This window comes from Nocardia colli (assembly GCF_008704205.1).
GTDB lineage: Bacteria > Actinomycetota > Actinomycetes > Mycobacteriales > Mycobacteriaceae > Nocardia > Nocardia colli.
Genome location: NZ_VXLC01000036.1, coordinates 17,150 through 34,418, shown reverse-complemented (window position 1 = coordinate 34,418; position 17,269 = coordinate 17,150). Strand labels below are relative to the sequence as shown.

Here is a 17,269-nt window from a genome sequence, read left to right as displayed (position 1 = left end):
TTCGGTCAGATCCTAGTCGTCTAGGCGGGAGTGAATCGCGTCGGCAACGCCTCCAGCCCCCGAATCACGACATTCGGCTTGTACGGCGGCGTGTCGGTGAGCAGGTCGATGTCCTCGACCTTGCGCAGCAACACCTCCAGGAGGATCTCCATCTCCAGCAGCGCCAGCGGCGCGCCCAGGCAGTAGTGGATGCCGAGGCTGAACCCGAGGTGCTTCTTGGCGGGGTTCTTCGGGTCGGAGTAGCGGGCGACGTCGACCCGATCCGAATCGACGTAGGCGTCGTCGTCGCGATTGGCCGAATTGATCAGCACCACAACGCCTTCCCCGGTCTCGAAGTCGTGGCCGGCCACGGTGATCGGCCGGGTCGCGGCCCGGGTGGTGATCTGCACCGACGGCTCGAGCCGGAGCAGCTCGTCCGGCGCGTAGGCGCACAATTCGGGACGCGCGCGCAGCGCGGCGATCTGGTCCGGATTGCGCATGAGCTGCAACATGCCGGTGCCGATCAGGTTCGCCGTGGTCTCGTGCCCGGCCACGAAGGTGGTGATGCAGGTGGCCAGCAGCTCCTGCTCGGTGAGCACGTCGCCGCGGTCCTCGACCTGGGACAGCACGCTGAGCAGGTCGTCCTTCGGGTCCACCCGCCGCTCGTTCAGCAGCTCGCGGAAGTAGGTCATGAAGCCGCGCGAACCGGCGCTGCGCGCCTTCAACGCCTCCTCGGGCAGCGTGTAGTCGTGGTCGAAGCCGCGGGCCAGGTCCTGCGACCACTGGTGCACCTGGCCGTAGGCCTCGGCCGGCACGCCGATCAGCTCGCAGGCGATGATCAGCGGCAGCGGGTAGGCGATGGTCTCGATGAGGTCGAATTCGCCTGCCGCGAGCGCATTGTCGACGAGTTGCTCGGTGAGCTCCTCGATGCGCGGGCGCAGCCGGGTCACCATGCGCGGGGTGAAGCCCTTGGTCACCAGGTTGCGCAGCCGGGTGTGGTCCGGCGGCTCCATCCAGAGGAACGAGGTGGGCAGTTCGTCGGCCGCGTTCTCCGGCGACACCGTGGGATGCATCATCGCGGCCTCTTCCGCGTGGCTCCACGCGGTCGTGGACAGCACCGCGACGCAGTCCTCGTAGCGGGTCAGCACGCGGTGGCCGAGCGGGGTCTGGTGCACCGGGCCCGCCTCGCGCAGCACGCGGGCGGGGGTGTACGGGTCGGATCTGCCGTCAGGGCCGAACAGTTGGGCGATCGCGGTCTGTACGGAATCTTGTTCCGCGACAGCCGTGCTCGCGTGCGACGAGTCCATGTCGAGTGGTCCCTCCTGTGCGGTGCACCGGCGATCTGCCGGTGCCGCCGGTCGTTCGGAATGGGTCGGGAGGCGCGGGCCCGCGCCGATGCGGGTCGTTACCTCGTCGGCTCGGTGAGGATCGGGGTGCGGTCGACGGACGGTTGTCCGCCGAAGTCGGGCGGCGCGACGGGTCTGGCGTTGCCGCGCAGCAGGATTCGGCTCGCGATGCGCGGATGCAGCAGCGCGGTAGGTGGTTCGACCAGGTTGGCCACGCGCAGAAAGGTCCGCGCCACCAGCGGATCGACGTGCGCGGCGCGCTGGACGCGGGCCACGTAGGCGTTGGTGAGGCGGGTCCGCGGCGTGCGCGGGCCGAGCACGCCGGGATGGCTGAGGTCGGCGCCCGCGGACAGCTGCCAGGCGACGTCCACCACTTTGCTTGCGGCGGAATAGAACCGGGTGGGCAGGTCGGCTGACTCGGCACCGTCGTGCAGGCAATCGCGCAGCGCCATGACCTGTTGCGCGGCCACCGCCATGCCCTGGGCATACAGCGGGTTGAAGCTGCACAGCGCGTCACCGAGCACCAGGAAGCCTTGCGGCACCGTGCCGAGTCGTTCGAACCTGCGCCGTACCGGCGACCGGAAGCGATGCGGCACAGCCTCGTCGAGCGGTTCGGAGCTGGTCACGATGTCGTGGATGTCCGGCGAGGAGATGGTGTTCGCGAAGGCCGCGAAGCCAACAGGATCGGTCGGCGGATGATCGCCGAGCATGCCGGCCAGGGTGACGTGCCAGCGGTCGCCCTCGACCCGGATCGCCCCGCCGCCACGGCCGTTCGCGCCGGTCGAGACGATCACCGACGAGTGCTCGCCCAATTGTCCCGGCGTGCGCCGGAACAGCCGGGACGCGTAGCCGAGGTCGACCTCCAGGCGGTCCTCCGCCGGTATCCTGTGCCCGAATGCGCCCGAGTTCCTGATCAGCCTGTTCGGGGTGGCGGCGGCGGGCGGCGCGGCCACTCCCCTGCCGTTGCCCGCCGGTTCGCGGCAGTTGGGCGGATACCCGCAGAAGCTGGCGGCGATCGTCGAGGCGGCCGGCCTGCGCACCGTGCTGATGTCACATCGATTCGCGGAGCTGGCGGCGGTGCTCGGCGAGGCGGTCGACGTCGAATTGGTCGACACCGCAACGCTGTTCGCCGAGGGCGACGACGGCGTCGAACTGCCGGTACTGCGCGCGGACGACCTGGCGATCGTGCAGTTCACTTCGGGCAGCACCGCGACACCGAAAGGTGTTCGCCTGACCCACCACAACGTGCTCAGCGGGCTGGCGGCGATCCGCACCGGCATCGCGCTGGACCTCGCCGACACCGGCGGGTTCTGGCTGCCGCTGTTCCACGACATGGGCCTGTTCGGCACGCTGTCGGCGATCCTGCGCGGCATCCCCGCCCACGTCTGGTCGCCGCTGGCCTTCGTCAAGGACCCGGCCCGCTGGCTGGCCGAATTCGCCGCCAGCGCAACGACGATCACCGCCATGCCGAACTTCGGCTACGAGGCGCTGCTGGCCGCGATCCCGCCGGAGCAGGTGACCGACTACGACCTGAGCAACTGGCGAATCGCGTTCAACGGCTCCGAGCCGATCTCCCGCGACGTGGTCGTGGCGTTCTGCGAGCGGTTCGCGCCCGCGGGTTTCGCGCCGACGACCATGTTCGGGGTGTACGGCATGGCCGAAGCCACCCTGGCCGTCGCCTTCCCGCCGCTGGGCCGCGAGTCGTTGTTCGAGTGGGTCGATCGGGCGGCGCTCTCGGATGACGCGCAGGCACAACAGGTTTCGCCGGACGCCCCGGGTGCGAAGGCAGTCGCGGGGGTCGGTTCCGCCGTCGACGGCATGCGGGTGCGCATCGTTGACCAGGACGACCACGACCTGCCCGACGGCGGGGTCGGCGAGATCCTCATCCAGGGTCCCTCGGTCACCGACGGCTACCTGACCGCCCAGCCGGAGACGGTGGCCGGCCTGTTCACCGACGGCTGGCTGCGCACCGGCGATCTCGGATACCTGCGCGCCGGTGAGCTTTTCGTCACCGGGCGGCGCAAGGAGATGATCACCGTGCGCGGCGTGAACTACTACGCCCAGGACGTCGAGGCCGCCGTGCGCGACCTCGACGGCGTCTACCAGGGCCGCTGCACGGCCGCCACCGACCCGGACGGCGCGGACGTGATCGCGCTGATCGCCGAATCCGAACTGACCGCCGCGGACGCCGAGGCGCTCGGCAACCGGATCAAGGCCCGGGTCGCCGCCGAACTGGGCCTGGCCGCCGTCGAGGTGTACCTCGTCGCACCGCGCAGCATCCCCCGAACCAGCAGCGGCAAGCTGCAACGTCTCGCCGCCCGCGACCTCGTTTCCGCCCGAAAGCACTGACCGCCAAGGCACTTCGCACCGATCGAACTGGAGTCACCTGTGCACAGCTATGAAGTCTTCCGCCATTACGAGCGCCTGCATTGGAAGCTGGCCGACCTGGACCTCGACGCCGTCGACCGCTCGCTGGTCCGTCCCGAATACGTGACGCTGGCCAAGAGCGCGACGATGGGCGAGTCCAATGTGATCGCCGCCGTCCACGGCTTCATGAACGAATTCGTCGACGACTACGACTTCTCCACCTTCGCGGTGGTGTGGGGCTACCAGGAAGTGCAGCACCACTACGCGTTTCGCTCCTGGCTCGGCGCGATCGGCGAGAGCGTGGACGAGAAGGCGGTCGACTCCATGCGCGAACCGTACGCGCCGGGCAGCACGCCCTCGGCCACGCTGGCCACCAACATCATCTCCGAACTCACGGTGAACCACATCTACCGCGCGGTGGCGAGCTGGGTGCAGGAGCCGGTGCTGAAGGGGTTGCTGCTCAGCGCGAGTCGCGACGAGGCCGGGCATGCGCGCGAGTTCATCCACTACGCGACCAAGCGACTGGAGAAGCGGCCAGAGGAGCTGCCCTCGGTGCTGGAGACGCTCTACGTCTACAGCTCCGAGGCCAAGATCAAGCACCCGGTGAGCACTTTCAAGGCGGGCATCAGCGAACTCGGCGAGCACGAGACCATCGACACCGGGTTCGACCTGTTCCTCGAGGAGGTGGCCGCCGAGGGCGAGCTGGATGTGTTGCACGACAAGGTGCGTCGCACCTTCGCCAACATGACCGGGCTGGATCTGTCCAGCAATGCCAAGGTCCGCCGCGCCCTCGCCGACACGATCGCTTAGCCCGATGGACCACGCCATCGCCGTAGACGACCCGGACGCCACCGTGCAGGTGCCGTGGTCGGTGATCCCGGACTACCACTGCTTCGGCTGCTCGCCGCACAACCCGACCGGGCTGCGGCTGGCGTTCACCCCGCACCCGGACGGCCTGCAGGCCCGGTTCCGGCTCGGGCGCGAGTTCGAGTCCTATCCCGGTGTCGTGCACGGCGGCCTGATCGGGGTGATCTGCGACGAGGTGATGGGCAACCTGATCGTGCTCGCGCGCAACTACCCCGCGTTCACCGTGTCGCAACGCACCCGGTTCCTCACGCCGCTGCTGGTCGACCACGAATACCGCTGCGTGGCAACGCTGTCCGATCCAGCGCCGGATCGGCCCATCCAGGCGTCGGCGGAGATCCTGGACGGCAACGGCGCCGTCTGCGCCACCTCCACCGCCGCCTACCAACGGTTCGCGCTCGACGATGTGCGCCACCAACTCACCCTCGGCGACGACGAGGTCGCCTTGCTCTCCGACGCGCTGTCCGCCGCGAATACCTTCTCTACGAATGGAGTTCACTCATGACGAATCCCGTCGACATCCTGCGCACCGTCACCGAGATCGCCGCCGCCGAGACCGGCATCCCCGCGGCCGAACTGCTGCCCGACGTCGACCTGCGCGGCATGGCCGGGGTCGACTCGGTGCGGGTGCTGCGCATGGTCGCCAAGATCGAGCGCAGCTACGACATCGAGATGGAGGACGAGGACGTATTCGGCCTGTCCACCCTCAATGACGTGGTCAAGGTCGTGGACCGGTCGCTGCAGGAGGCGGCCGCGTGACCGTCACCGCCGAAACGGTCACCGCGGACACCAATCAGCATTACGACCTGGATCCGGATATCTTCGGCCAGTTCCTCGATCCGCTGCGCAAGTACAGCTCCGCGCTCTACACCTCGGACACCGAGACGCCGGAGCAGGCGCAGCGCAACAAGCTGCGCTTCGTCGCCGACCGGCTCGGGCTGCGCGGCGGCGAACGCCTCCTCGACGTCGGGTGCGGCTGGGGTTCGCTGATCCTGTTCATGGCCGAGGAGTTCGGTTGCGACACACTGGGTGTCAGCCCGGCGCCGCGGCAGCACGAGTACATCGCCGAGCAGGCGCTCGCGCGGGGCGTCGCCGAGCGGGTCCACACTCAGGTGGGTCATTTCGAGCGGCTGGAACTCGCGCCGCGCAGCTTCGACGCGGTCACGCTGCTCGGTTCGATCGTGCACATGCCCGATCTCGGCGAGGTCTTCCGCCGGGCCCGCTCGGTGCTGCGTCGTGGTGGCACGCTGTATGTCTCGGAGAGCTGCTTCCGTAATGCCGCCTCGCACAACGCCTTCGACAACAAGGTCGGCACCGAGTTCGTCCGTGCGGACATCTTCGGCTGGGGCGATCTGCGGCCGCTGTCGGATCTGGTCACCGCCGCCGAGGACGCCGGCTTCTCCATCATCGCGGTGGACGACCTGACCGAGCACTACCGCCGCACCATCGACGACTGGATCGCGAACGTGTACGCCTCCGCCGAGCGCATCGACGCGCACGGGCCTGGGCTGGCCGCGAAGCTGCGGCACTACCTGGAGATCGCCAATGCCGGATGGGGTTACACGACCAAGCATTACGCGCTGACCTGCCGTAACGCCCGCTGACGGTCAGGAGACGCAGATGGATATCGAGTCAACCCTGATCCCGGTCGAGGAGGTGGCCGAGGCGGTCGACGGCTTCCTCGCCGCCTCCCCCGCGGCCCGGGCCTGGGATGTGGAGACCGCGTTCGACTGGTCGCGCGCCGACGCGGGCCGGCTCACCGAGGGGCAGCGCTCGGCGGTGCAGTTCGTCACGCTCATCGAGGACCACCTGCCCGGCTATTTCGAGGTCTACCACCGGTACTTCCCGGTGGACGACTCGGTCAGCCGGGAGGCGTTCGTGCACAACCGCGAGCTGTACCACTTCACCGTCCGCTGGGCGTTGGAGGAGGACACGCACGCTCGTGCGCTGACCCGCTACCAGGAATCCGCCGGCATCGCCGAACGCAGTTCGCTGCGTACGGAATTGGCGATCGAGGGGCAGAAGCCGTTCGACCTGCCCTACGACCACCCGGTGCAGTTCTTCGCCTACGCGCTGGTGCAGGAGAAGGCGACGCAGATGTACTACCAGCAGCTGCGGGACGTGGTCGACGATCCGGTGCTCGCGTCGGTGCTGGCCCGGCTGTCCCGGGACGAGGCCAGGCATTTCAGCTTCATGGCCGATGTGGTCGGCCGGTATCTGCGGGTGCACGGCGACGCGACGGTGGAGCCGATCCGCGACGTGATCGCGAATTTCCGCATGCCGCTGGCCGACACGATGCGCGGATATTGGCGGTGGGCATTGAAAATCGCCGATGTCGCGTCCTACGACCACACCGAGGCGTACGAGCATCTGATAAAGGTGATCGACCGCACGGTGGACACCCGCACCGATCGCCTGGACGAATTGGTGCGGTTCATCGAGGAATGCCACACCCTCGCCTGAATTGCAGTTACCGACAACGAAATAGCCCTGCCGCAGAAGTTATTCCGCGGCAGGGCTATTTCGGTATTTCACTGCTCCGGGTGCAGCACCAGGATCGTGGTGGAGCCGTGTGCGATCAATTTGCCGTTGCCGTCGACGATGCGGCCCTCGGCCGTCGCGGTGCGCCTGCCGACATGGATCGCGTTCGCCTCGCAGGTCAGGCGCGAGCCGTCCAGGGTGACCGACCGGATGAAGTTCACCTTGAGCTCCAGCGTCGTATAGGCCACGCCGTCGCCGAGCTTGGTGAACACGGCACTGCCCATCGCGGTGTCCATCAGGGTCGCGATGACCCCGCCGTGCACGGTGAACATGGCGTTGATGGTGGCCGGGTTCGGGTCCAGGTAGTACCGCGTGTAGCCGTCGCCCGCGGTCTCCAGGCGGATCCCGAGCGACGCGCCGACACCCAGGTTCTCCTGCAACCCGCGCTCGAAGACGGTGGTCAGTTCGTGGACCCGCGACGCCACGGTGGCGGCGGGGGCGCCCGCGCCGTTGGTGTGCGTGGCGGCCTCGTTGGCATTGATGTCGGTGCTGGTCATGGCCTCTTCCTCCCTGGCGAACGATGCCAGGCCATTCGATCAGCGCCCGGTGAACGCCAGCAGGCCTGCGGCCGTTGCATTCTCAGGTTCGATCGGGTGATCGAAAGACGGTGGCGGGCCCGTACTCAGACGTGCACGAGCACGTGGGTGTCGTCGGCATTGACCAGGCCGAAGCCGGTGCGCTGCTCGATCTCGACCAGCCTGCGCAGGATGGTCTCGGGGTCGGGGAAATCGTGCAGGGCCAGTTCGTTCAGCAGCTGAGCGCGATACGGCAGGAGCGGGGCGACCGCGCCGAGGACGATCAAGGCTTCGAGGAGGTCGCGGTCGTAGTCGAGCAGAGCGTAGACGCCCCCGGCGTCGAGCGTGCGCCACACGTCGCGGAGGCGGTCATCGGGCACGGTGTTCAGGGCGCTGTCCAGGTAGAGATGCCGGGCTACGTCGGGTAGTTGCGCTTGAACGATGGCGAGCAGATCGGCGTGCGGGGTTGCGTCGAGGACGCTGTCGACCACGAGTCGCATCCGCTCGAACAGCTCGACGTACCTCTCGCCGGGGTGGGCGTGCGTGTGCAGCAACGCCATTTCTTCGGCATCCCCGGGCGCGATGCCCGGTGCGACGATATCGACGGCCGACTCCGGGCCGTACACGACGATCGCCCGGTACAGCCCGGACGACAGCGCGCTGAACACCAATTCCACCGTGCCGGAACCCGATTGGCGCGGCGCGTCGGGCGCGCGGCCACGCAGCAGCACCCGCTTACCCAGCCGCACAACGTATCTGCCGCGCCGCCCGACGGTCACCTCGACCGCCGCCGTGCCGAGCCGCACGATGTGCCGGCGATCGAGCATCACCCCGAACGCCTGGCGCAGGCCCTCGGCCAGCTCCGCGTCGGCGGACTCGGCCACCCGCGCCGGCTCGGCGTCCAGCTCGGCGAGCAGGACCGTGTAAGCGCGATGCCCGGCCCGCCACCGGGCCGGCGAAACATGCAGCGGGGCAGCCCATTGCGCCGAATCCGTCGGCTCGCGATCCAGAATCATCGCCTCGATGCGGGCCACGTCGGCCTCGGTGACGCGCGCCAGTTCGCGGACCCGGCCGCTGACGTGGCCGACGATCCGGTTGGCCAGCTTCCCCATGTCCTTCTCGCCGGAGCCGAGCAGGATGTCGACCAGCCGCCGGTCCTCGAAGAAGAACCCGCGCAGCACGGCCAGCGCCAGATCGGTTTCGTTGTACAGCCGGTGACAGCCGCGGCGCAGGTCGCGCCACATGCTCTTGACGCCGAGATAACCGAGCAGGTATCCGTCCGGATCGTCGGTGAGCCCGGTCGCGAGCACGTTCACCTTGCGGCGGATGCCCGCGGCGCTGACCCGAATCGTCCTGAGGTGCACGCTGATCGGCAGGGACATGGCCAGGGTGGCCGCGCGGTCGCCGGCCAGCGGCGCGAGATCGCCGTCCGCCGCCGGGCCGAGGATATGCGGGGCCTTGCCGGAGAACAGGTTGATGGCGGCCAGCATCGGTGCCGTAGCGACCGGGCTGCCGACGGTGTTGGCATCGAACTCGGCGAACAGCGCCAATCCCTCGATCAGCGGCCGCAGTACCGCGGTCACGGTCTGATAGGCGACCGCGTCGCGCTGAATCCGATCCACCGCGCTCGCCTCTCCGCTGAGCGCCGCGCGGGTCATCCGGTATTGCAGCCCGGTGATCGCGAAGCCGACCGCCGAGTGGAAGCACCAGTGGTGGGTGAACTCGTGCAGGCAGCCGAGGGTCAGCTCCGGCGAACCCTTGCCCGGGTGCAGCAACTCGTCGAGGTGATCGGCGAGCCGGACCGCACCCAAATGCGTGAGGTTGCTGGAAAGGTCTGTCCAGCTACGGGTTTCCGCCATCATCGCCCTCGGGCAGGCCCTGCAGGCCGAGCCCGTCGATGAGCTGCTTGATCACCTGAGCGTCCGGGGCGTCGCTCTCGCTGAACGAGAGGATCGCCGAGCGGTCCACCTCGCTGCCGTCGGAGTACAACACCTTGGCGCGCAGTTCGATTCGCTGTTTGCGGCGGTTCTTCATGGCCCACGCGGCCAGCGCGTGGATGGCCGGGGTGGCGCAGGCTACGGCGAGCACGAGCATGGTCGGCTCGCCGTAGCGACTGCCCGGAATCTGCTCCGGCGTCAATCCCGGTGACTGCGTGGATAATTGGCGGGTGATGTCCTGGACGTCGGCATGGTCCAAGTCGAACAGGGTGATCTTCACCGGTTCGGCGGTCATCGCAGGACTCCCAGCTCTCGGCCCGCCGCGACACCGTCCGCCGCAAGCGCTGGGGTTCGAGATTACTCGCCTTCCGGCACGCCGAGCACGAGTCGGCCGATCTCGCCGGCGATCACCTCGGTCGAGTACGCCATCAGCTGGCCGGCCTCGGCGTCGCGCAGGTGACGCTGGATGGGTGACTGTTTGAGGTAGCCCGAGGCGCCGCCCACCCGCACGCCCAATTGCGCGACCTCGACGGCGATCTTGTTCGCCAGGTACTTGGCGCGGGACAGGTTGGGGAAGAAGCTCGGTATCCCGTTGTCCGCCTCGAAGAGCGCGCGCTCGTACAGCGCGTGCGCGGCCGCCAGCCTGGTCTGCACGTCGGCGACCTCGTACTGCACCCACTGCTGATGCGACAGCGGCTTGCCCAGGATCACCCGGGACTGCGCGTGCTCGACCAGTGCGTCCAAGGCCGCGTCGGCGATACCGAGCGAGATCGCCGGGAGGCCGGCGGGGATGACCGCGAAGTCACCGAACCCCGGTGCGCGGCCACGATATTCGGCGCGCAGCAGGGTGTTGTCGAAGGACAGCAGCTGGCTGCGGGTGGCGCGCAGGCCGAGGGTGTCCCAGATCGGGATGGTCGAGACGGTCGCGTCGGGTACCACGCCGAAGAACGCGGGGACGTCGTCGACGCGCGCGTTTACCAGCAGGTACTCGGCGATCTCGCAGCCGGAGACGAAACGCTTCGCGCCGGTGAGCGACCAGCCGCCGTCGACCGCGACGGCATCCTGCTGCGGGTTGAGAAACCGGTTGCCGCTGGCCGGTTCGGACAGCGCGTTGGCGAAACGCTTGCCCGCGAGGAATTCGTCGGCGAAGAACGAGCCGAGCGTCTCGCTGGTGAATTCCGCGAGGGCGACGCCCGCGCCGGCGTGCATCGTCCAGATCGTCGCGGTCGACGGATCCGCCTTGGCCAAAGTGCAGACCACGTGCCCGAACGCCGCATAGCTCAGGCCGAGCCCGCCGACCCGTTCGGGTAACACGGCTCGGTCGGCGTCGGCGTCGTGTAGCGCGGTCAGGTGCTCCACCGCGATCTCGGCGCGCTCGTCGTATTCGGCCGCGACGGCCCGGAATCCCTCCGCCAACTCGGCGATTCGATCGAGCACCTTGCGCTCGGCATCGCGGACTGGAAAAGGGAACTGGGCAGTAGTCACGAAACGCTCTCTGGTCGAAGGGATTCGGCGGACACCGGGGTCACCGGACGACTCGCCGACCCAGGGTACGCAGAAGCCACGCCCGGTGTGGCAGGAACCGACCAGTGTGGCGGCTCGGGTCGGCGCCGAGTCGATCCGTCAGCTAGGCCGAGACGGGCCGCCCGGTTCCGGTGCGGTGCAAGCCTTTGTAGTCGTAGAAGCGGGTGATCACGGTGCCGAGGACGAGGCCGACGACCAATCCCAACGCGGCCATCCAGACGCCCCGGCTCAGCCCCGCCGGGCCGCTGGCGTCGAAGTACAGGATCGCGCGCACCCCGAGGAACACCTGATGCATCGGCTCGAACGACGCCAGCCAGCCGAAGTATTTCGGCGTCGCCTCGATCGGCACGGTGCCGCCGGACGAGGGCAGGCCGAGGATGATGAACAAGATCAGGTTGAGCAGCAGCCCGGCCGAGCCGACGGCGGCGAGGATCGACAGCCCGGTGATGCCGACGGCGATGATGGCGAGCGCGCTGTAGAGGAACAGGCCGAGCGGATGATCGATCGGCATGCCCAGCGCTTTCCCGACGAGAAGGAACACGCCCGCAACGACATTCGCGGTCACCACCATCACGCCCCACTTGATCAGCAGGGTGTGGAAGCGGGAGATGGGTGTCGGCGGGAAGTGGACGAACCACGGGCCGTACTCGGTGGGCACGAAGCCGAGTTGCGCGTCGATCATGGTGTGGATGGTCATCGAGCCGACCAGGCCGGCCAGCAGGAGCAGCAGCGCGTAGAAGAACGCGGTGAGGCCCTGGCCGGTGCCGCTGGGCAGCGAATGGAACGGTTCGACGACGATCTGCAACGGTTCGGCGAGCGCGACCCGGGTGGCGCCGCTCAGTTCCGGCGCGGGCGCGCCGCCGGGCGGCGGGGTCAGCTGGGCCTTGACCTGCTCGCTCAGTTGCGCGCCGACCTGCTTGTTCACCTGATCGAGGGCCTGGCTACCGATCTGGGTGACGATCTCGGTGACGAACGCGCCGCTGCGCGGATTGGTCTGCAAGGTGATGATCGGGCGTTGGATGTCGCCGGGGATGACGCTGCCGACACCGAGGATGCCCAGACGTTTGCTGAAGTCGCTCGGAATCAGAATGGTGCCGTAGACCTTGTTGTCCTGCATCCGCTGCGAGGCCTCGTTGACCGCGAGCACCTGAAGGTCGATCTTGTCCGCGGGCACGGCCTGCTTCAGCCCCTCGGTGACCTCGTCGCCGAACTTGACCTGCCGCTCCTGGCCCGGCGCGCCGATGGTGTCGCCGACGTCCTGATTGACCAGCGCGATCGGGAAATCGTGCATGTTCTCTTCCGGATCGACCACGTAGTCGAGGTACATCGTGCCGAGCAGGGCCATGAACACCGCCAGGATGGCCACCGGCAGCAGCCACAGGCGCAGCCCGAGGCGGCGGTCCGAACGAGCTGCATTCCCGCTGTCCGTAGTCACGGTGTCGGACGGTAGCAGCAGAGCGGACGAGGATTCGGGAGCTTCGCCGGGCTGTTTGCCAAGCGGATGCGGCGAACTCGGCAATGCCCCGGTGACAACCGGATTGCGACTATCTGATTGCAAAACGCAATCGGCCGACGATCGCCCGTACGGCGGCGCCTGGCATGGGCCGGACTTCGTGGTCACCCGTCCGGCGATTGAGCGTCATCGGCGGGCTCGCTACGGCGATCGCAGGTCGAGGCGGCGCATCACCCGGTCGACCAGATCCGGCGGTACGCCCGGTTCCCGCCGCGCGGCCATCGCTTCGGTGCGCCCGGCGGTCAGCACCTCCTGATTGATCCGATCGAGTTTGCGGTTGAGGCGGAAGGTGCGGTCGGCCGCCGCCTTGGCGTCGTCGGCGGCTTCGGGATCGGCTCTGGCCAGCCGTCTTTCGATGCCGACGTGCAATCGGTCGTAGACCTCGTCGGGCAGGTTCTCGGTGTGCGCGACCTCTTGCAGGCGGGTGAGTTCGGCCCGCAGGATGCGCGCCCACAGCTGCCGCTCCAGGTTCCGCTCGGCCTCGGTGTCGACGCGAACTCCGTTCGCGCGCACCACGAGTGACAGCGTCGGCCCCTGGATCAGCAGGGTGAACAACACCAAAGCGAAAGCGGTGAACAGGATTCCGCTGCGCCACGGGAAGTCGGCGCCCGGCTCGGTGGTCAGCGGAACGGCCAGTGCCAGCGCGACGGTGGCCACACCGCGCTGCCCGGCCCACCAGGTCACCATGGTTTCGCGCCAGGTGTACGGCTCATCCGCCTCCCGCCGCCGCCACCAGCGACCGAACAGCGCCCAGGTGGCCATCAACCAGACCAGCCGGACCCCGACGACCGCTGCGATCACCGCGCCGGAAACGCCCAGGAAGCGTGGCCAATCCGGCCCCACGTCGCGCAGCACGGTGGCCAGCTCCAGCCCGATCAGGCCGAAAGCGATTCCGGTGACCAGCATTTCGATGATCGACCAGAACGAGTCGCCGATCAGCCGGTAGTTGCTGTCGCCGAAATCCGATGCCGCGTCGGTCAGATACAGCGCGCACACCAGCACGGCGAGCACCGCCGAACCACCCCAGGCATCGGCCAGCCGGTAGGCCGCGAACGGCAGCGCCAGACCGAGCGCCACCTGCCACGCGGCCTCGTCGAGCCGGCGCATCAGCCGGCTGCCGCCCCAGCCGAACACCAGCCCGACCGCGACGCCGACCACCGCGGACACCACGAAGTCCAGCGCCGCCGACCAGGCGGAGAACTGGCCGGTGACCACCGCCTGCACCGCGATCCCGTACAGCACGATCGCGGTGACATCGTTGAACAGTCCCTCCCCTTCCAGCACCGCGACCAGCCTGCGCGGCAACCCGAGCCGACCGGCCAGCGCGCCGACCGCCACCGGGTCGGGCGGGGCCACCAGCGCGCCGAGCACGAACGCGACGGCCAGCGGCACCCCCGGCTCCCACACATGCACCACCACCGCGACCACCGCCGCGGTGGCGAAGACCAACCCGACCGCCTGCAGCGCGATCGCACTCCAGTTCTGCGCGAACGTCCGCCACGAGGTGCGCCGGGCGGCCGCGTACAGCAACGGCGGAAGCAGCAGCGGCAGAATAAGATCCGGCGCGACCCGCACATCCGGCACCGCCGGGATCAGCGCGAGCACGCACCCGAACACCGTCATCAGCACGGCCGGCGCCACGCCGAGCCGCCGTCCGATCGGCTGGGCGAGGATCGTGCCGAACAGCACGAGGAACGGCAACTCCAGATGACTCACGCCAACACAGTGTTGATCCGCTGTCTGAGAAAAGCGACTGGGTTCCCCTGAGAAACACCGATGCGTTCGCGCAAGCGGACAGTGCGGTGATCGAGATGTCCGGTGGACGTCCGGGCGATCGCCGTTTGGGCTGCGGCGGACTGCGGCAATCTGGTGTTTACGACGCAGTTCCCCGAAGTGGTGAAAGGAGCTTCCGATGATCATCGGCATGGTTAGCCACTGGGTACGGTCAGTGCTAGACCTAATCGGGATCTGACCCAGCGGTCCGAGCATGAACTAGCGCGCGAAGCACCGCGGGGCCGTTCGGTCCCGCGGTGCTCGCTGTCCTGTCGCATCGAGTCCGAACCACGCGTACGACCGCTACGGATGGGTAGCCCACCCGCATGAACGCAGACACCGCGACCGTCGGCGTCGAGGAGGAGTTCCTGCTCGTCGACCCCGGCACCGGTGCGCCGGTCGCGAAGAACGTCGAGGTCGCCCGGACGGCGGCCGGCCTCGGCGTCGAACTGCAACTCGAACTCACCGGATGCCAGGTGGAGACCAGCACCGGCGTGCATGCCGATGCCGCCGAGCTGGCCACCGAGTTACGCGATCTGCGCTTCCGCATCGCCGACTGCGCGGAACAGAACGGCGCCACCCTGCTCGCCGTCGCCATCCCGCCGACCGTGTCGGACATGTTCCCGGTGACCGACACACCTCGCTATCAGCGGATCGCCAGCGCGTTCGGGATGCTCGCACAAGAGCAGGGGCTGTGCGGATGTCATGTGCACGTGGCGGTGCCCGATCGCGAAATCGCCTTGCAGGTCAGCAATTTCCTGCGGCCGTGGCTGCCGCTGTTCCTGGCGCTCACCGCGAACTCGGCGATCTATCGCGGGATCGACACCGGGTTCGCCAGTTGGCGCAGCATTCTGTGGCGGCGCTGGCCGAGTGCCGGTCCCCCACCGCATTTCGGTTCGGCGGCCGAATACGACTCGCTGGTCGCCATGATGCTGTCGAGCGGCAGCATCCTCGACCCGAAGATGGTCTATTGGGACGTCCGTCCGTCGCTGAGTTTTCCGACGGTGGAGATCCGGGTCAGCGATGTGCCCGCGACGGTCGAGGAGACGGTGCTGCTCGCCACCTTGGTGCGCGCGACGGTGATGACCGCGCAGGATGCGTTGGCGCGCAACATCTCCGCGCCGCCGGTCAGCGACGAGGTGTTGCGTGCGGCCTATTGGAAGGCGGCCAGGACCGGACTCGACGGGGACGCGGTCGACCCGGTGCACGGACGCATCCTGCCGGTGCGCGACCTGCTCATCGAGCTCGTCGGCTATGTCAGCCCGGCGCTGGACGAACTCGGCGACCAGCAGCTGGTCACCGAGTCGCTCGCCGCCGTGCTGGCCCGCGGCAACGGAGCGATGCGGCAGCTCAACGCTTTTCGCGCCCACCACGATGTCGGCGATATGGTAACCGAGCTGACGGCGACCACCTTGGCGGGCTGTCGCGCGGCTACAGCCAGATGAGGCAGAAGATGTGCCCCACCGGATCGGCATAGACCCGGAACTGGTCATCGTCGTTGGGCTGCACCAGTTTCGCGCCGAGCGCGAGCGCTTTCGGCTCGGCCTCCTCGATGTTCTCGACCAGGACGTCGAAGTGGATCTGCTGGGACGCTTCGGGATCGGGGAAACGCGGCGGCTTGTACTCGGGCGCGGTCTGGAACACGATCCGCCTGCCCTCGCTGTCCACCGTGACCACCCAGGTGTCGTCCTCGTTCTCGGTCAGTTCGAGGCCGAGCAGGGCGAGGTAGAACTCGGCGAGCTTGCGCGGCTCCGGGCAATCCAGCACGACGCTGCGCAGGCGCCCGACGGAGTTGGCTGATGTCATGAGAGACCTCCTTCGATCGGCACCCTCCTCGCCTACCCGGCCGGGCGGACCGGCAAACAACCGGCGAGGCGGCCCGCCGGAATCATCGCCGATCCACCCCGGCACCACTCGACTCAACGATGAAACACCTTGTGGTCAAATATGATTCACCGTTGAACAACCGCCGGCCACGAGTGCGGACCTTCTACGATGGACCCACACAATCCAGCGACGGGGGCACCACATGAGCGACCTGAACCACGTGATAGATCAATCCAAGCCGAGCATCGCGCGCGTGTACGACTACCTCCTCGGCGGGAAAGACAACTTCGCCGTCGACCGGGCGATCGGCGATCATTTCAAGAACAACCTGCCCGGCTCGGTGGCGATCGCCGCCGGCAATCGGCAGGCGCTGATCCGCGCGGTCCGCGACCTCGCCCGCGACGGGGTGCGGCAGTTCGTCGACCTCGGCAGCGGGCTACCGACCGCCGACAACGTGCACCAGGTCGCGCGCCGCCACACGCCCGACGCCAAGGTGGTCTACGTCGACAACGATCCGATCGTCCTCGCGCACGGCCGGGCGCTGCTGGCCACCGACACCAAAACCACTGTGTTCCAAGCGGATCTGCGCGACCCGCGGACGATCCGGGAGCAGCGCGAGGTGGTCGAGATGATCGATTTCGACGAGCCGGTCGCGGTCATCTTCAGCGCGATCCTGCACCACCTCAACGACGACGAGGATCCGGCCGCGGTGGTGCGCTACTGGTCCGAGCAGCTGACCGCCGGGAGCATGGTGTACATCTCGCACTTCCGCTCGGGCGGCAACCGGGAGACGGCGGCGGCCGAGGAGAAGCTCCAGTCGACGTTCGGGCGCGGCCGCTGGCGCACCGACGCCGAGATCGAGGCGCTGTTCGGCGATCTGGAGGTGCTCGAGCCCGGAATCGTGCCCTGCGCGAGCTGGCGGCCGGATCTGACCGCGGTCGACGCGGCCGAGCGCGAATTGACGATCTGGGAGCAGCTCATCGTGACCGGGCTGGCCCGCAAGGTCTAGACATGCGAAAGGGGTGTCGCGGCTTTGCGGCACCCCTAGTTCGAATCCGGTTGTGCTGGTTAGATATTCAATGC

General features: G+C 68.2%; 17 protein-coding genes. 8 read left to right on the top strand and 9 right to left on the bottom strand.

Annotated features, from left to right (window positions below; translation table 11 throughout):
• Window positions 1–20: 20 nt before the first annotated feature.
• Both F3087_RS42060 and F3087_RS42055 read right to left on the bottom strand, forming a co-directional pair.
• Window positions 21–1,286, bottom strand: coding sequence for a cytochrome P450 (locus F3087_RS42060; RefSeq protein WP_150407782.1), 1,266 nt, complete (start codon window positions 1,284–1,286; stop codon window positions 21–23).
• Between the two features lie 98 nt (window positions 1,287–1,384).
• A complete protein-coding gene (locus tag F3087_RS42055; RefSeq protein WP_223885764.1) occupies window positions 1,385–2,278 on the bottom strand; it encodes an FAD-dependent monooxygenase family protein in 894 nt (297 codons plus the stop codon).
• On the opposite strand from F3087_RS42055, the gene F3087_RS42050 reads away from it, so the two are divergent.
• Genes F3087_RS42050 through F3087_RS42025 form a run of 6 tightly spaced genes read left to right on the top strand, consistent with a single transcriptional unit; the run spans window position 2,253 to window position 7,019 of the window.
• A complete protein-coding gene (locus F3087_RS42050; protein ID WP_263407282.1) occupies window positions 2,253–3,674 on the top strand; it encodes an AMP-binding protein in 1,422 nt (473 codons plus the stop codon). The genes F3087_RS42055 and F3087_RS42050 overlap by 26 nt on opposite strands.
• A 39-nt stretch (window positions 3,675–3,713) precedes the next feature.
• Entirely contained in the window at window positions 3,714–4,502 is a 789-nt protein-coding gene (locus F3087_RS42045; protein ID WP_150407780.1) for a ferritin-like domain-containing protein, read from the top strand.
• Window positions 4,503–4,506: 4 nt separating this feature from the next.
• A complete protein-coding gene (locus tag F3087_RS42040; protein ID WP_150407779.1) occupies window positions 4,507–5,061 on the top strand; it encodes a PaaI family thioesterase in 555 nt (184 codons plus the stop codon).
• Complete coding sequence (locus tag F3087_RS42035; RefSeq protein WP_150407778.1) at window positions 5,058–5,315, top strand: acyl carrier protein; 258 nt, start codon at window positions 5,058–5,060, stop codon at window positions 5,313–5,315. The genes F3087_RS42040 and F3087_RS42035 overlap by 4 nt, the downstream gene beginning before the upstream one ends.
• Window positions 5,312–6,160 carry an SAM-dependent methyltransferase gene (locus F3087_RS42030; protein WP_150407777.1) on the top strand — a complete coding sequence of 283 codons (849 nt, stop codon included), beginning with the start codon at window positions 5,312–5,314 and terminating at the stop codon, window positions 6,158–6,160. The genes F3087_RS42035 and F3087_RS42030 overlap by 4 nt, the downstream gene beginning before the upstream one ends.
• A 16-nt stretch (window positions 6,161–6,176) precedes the next feature.
• Window positions 6,177–7,019 (top strand): acyl-ACP desaturase, encoded by an 843-nt coding sequence (locus tag F3087_RS42025; RefSeq protein WP_150407776.1) that lies wholly within the window; start codon window positions 6,177–6,179, stop codon window positions 7,017–7,019.
• Between the two features lie 68 nt (window positions 7,020–7,087).
• Here F3087_RS42025 and F3087_RS42020 read toward each other — a convergent pair whose 3' ends face one another.
• The 6 genes from F3087_RS42020 to F3087_RS41995 form a co-directional block, all read right to left on the bottom strand.
• Window positions 7,088–7,594, bottom strand: a complete 507-nt coding sequence (locus F3087_RS42020; protein ID WP_150407775.1) for a PaaI family thioesterase — start codon at window positions 7,592–7,594, stop codon at window positions 7,088–7,090.
• Between the two features lie 125 nt (window positions 7,595–7,719).
• Window positions 7,720–9,471 carry a hypothetical protein gene (locus F3087_RS42015; protein ID WP_150407774.1) on the bottom strand — a complete coding sequence of 584 codons (1,752 nt, stop codon included), beginning with the start codon at window positions 9,469–9,471 and terminating at the stop codon, window positions 7,720–7,722.
• Complete coding sequence (locus tag F3087_RS42010; protein WP_150407773.1) at window positions 9,455–9,844, bottom strand: hypothetical protein; 390 nt, start codon at window positions 9,842–9,844, stop codon at window positions 9,455–9,457. Before F3087_RS42010 ends, F3087_RS42015 begins: the two co-directional genes overlap by 17 nt.
• A 62-nt stretch (window positions 9,845–9,906) precedes the next feature.
• On the bottom strand, window positions 9,907–11,034 hold the full coding sequence (locus F3087_RS42005) for an acyl-CoA dehydrogenase family protein (protein WP_150407772.1): 1,128 nt from the start codon (window positions 11,032–11,034) through the stop codon (window positions 9,907–9,909).
• Window positions 11,035–11,176: 142 nt separating this feature from the next.
• Window positions 11,177–12,508: a YhgE/Pip domain-containing protein gene (locus F3087_RS42000; protein WP_396897616.1), complete on the bottom strand. Its 1,332-nt coding sequence runs from the start codon at window positions 12,506–12,508 to the stop codon at window positions 11,177–11,179.
• 219 nt (window positions 12,509–12,727) lie between these two features.
• Entirely contained in the window at window positions 12,728–14,302 is a 1,575-nt protein-coding gene (locus tag F3087_RS41995) for a Na+/H+ antiporter (RefSeq protein ID WP_150407771.1), read from the bottom strand.
• Window positions 14,303–14,685: 383 nt separating this feature from the next.
• Between F3087_RS41995 and F3087_RS41990 the strand changes: the two genes are divergently transcribed.
• A complete protein-coding gene (locus tag F3087_RS41990) occupies window positions 14,686–15,804 on the top strand; it encodes a glutamate--cysteine ligase 2 (RefSeq protein WP_150407770.1) in 1,119 nt (372 codons plus the stop codon).
• On the opposite strand, the gene F3087_RS41985 is transcribed toward F3087_RS41990, so the two are convergent.
• Entirely contained in the window at window positions 15,791–16,165 is a 375-nt protein-coding gene (locus F3087_RS41985) for a VOC family protein (RefSeq protein ID WP_150407769.1), read from the bottom strand. The genes F3087_RS41990 and F3087_RS41985 overlap by 14 nt on opposite strands.
• 223 nt (window positions 16,166–16,388) lie before the next feature.
• Between F3087_RS41985 and F3087_RS41980 the strand changes: the two genes are divergently transcribed.
• Window positions 16,389–17,195, top strand: a complete 807-nt coding sequence (locus F3087_RS41980) for an SAM-dependent methyltransferase (RefSeq protein WP_150407768.1) — start codon at window positions 16,389–16,391, stop codon at window positions 17,193–17,195.
• Window positions 17,196–17,269: the final 74 nt, after the last annotated feature.

Excerpts from the sequence above, each read along its gene's own strand:
- F3087_RS41985 (WP_150407769.1), bottom strand. The coding sequence starts at position 16,165 with ATGACATCAGCCAACTCCGTCGGGCGCCTGCGCAGCGTCGTGCTGGAT.
- F3087_RS42025 (WP_150407776.1), top strand. The coding sequence starts at position 6,177 with ATGGATATCGAGTCAACCCTGATCCCGGTCGAGGAGGTGGCCGAGGCG.
- F3087_RS42060 (WP_150407782.1), bottom strand. The coding sequence starts at position 1,286 with ATGGACTCGTCGCACGCGAGCACGGCTGTCGCGGAACAAGATTCCGTA.
- F3087_RS42040 (WP_150407779.1), top strand. The coding sequence starts at position 4,507 with ATGGACCACGCCATCGCCGTAGACGACCCGGACGCCACCGTGCAGGTG.
- F3087_RS42015 (WP_150407774.1), bottom strand. The coding sequence starts at position 9,471 with ATGGCGGAAACCCGTAGCTGGACAGACCTTTCCAGCAACCTCACGCAT.
- F3087_RS41990 (WP_150407770.1), top strand. The coding sequence starts at position 14,686 with ATGAACGCAGACACCGCGACCGTCGGCGTCGAGGAGGAGTTCCTGCTC.
- F3087_RS42020 (WP_150407775.1), bottom strand. The coding sequence starts at position 7,594 with ATGACCAGCACCGACATCAATGCCAACGAGGCCGCCACGCACACCAAC.
- F3087_RS41980 (WP_150407768.1), top strand. The coding sequence starts at position 16,389 with ATGAGCGACCTGAACCACGTGATAGATCAATCCAAGCCGAGCATCGCG.
- F3087_RS42035 (WP_150407778.1), top strand. The coding sequence starts at position 5,058 with ATGACGAATCCCGTCGACATCCTGCGCACCGTCACCGAGATCGCCGCC.
- F3087_RS42010 (WP_150407773.1), bottom strand. The coding sequence starts at position 9,844 with ATGACCGCCGAACCGGTGAAGATCACCCTGTTCGACTTGGACCATGCC.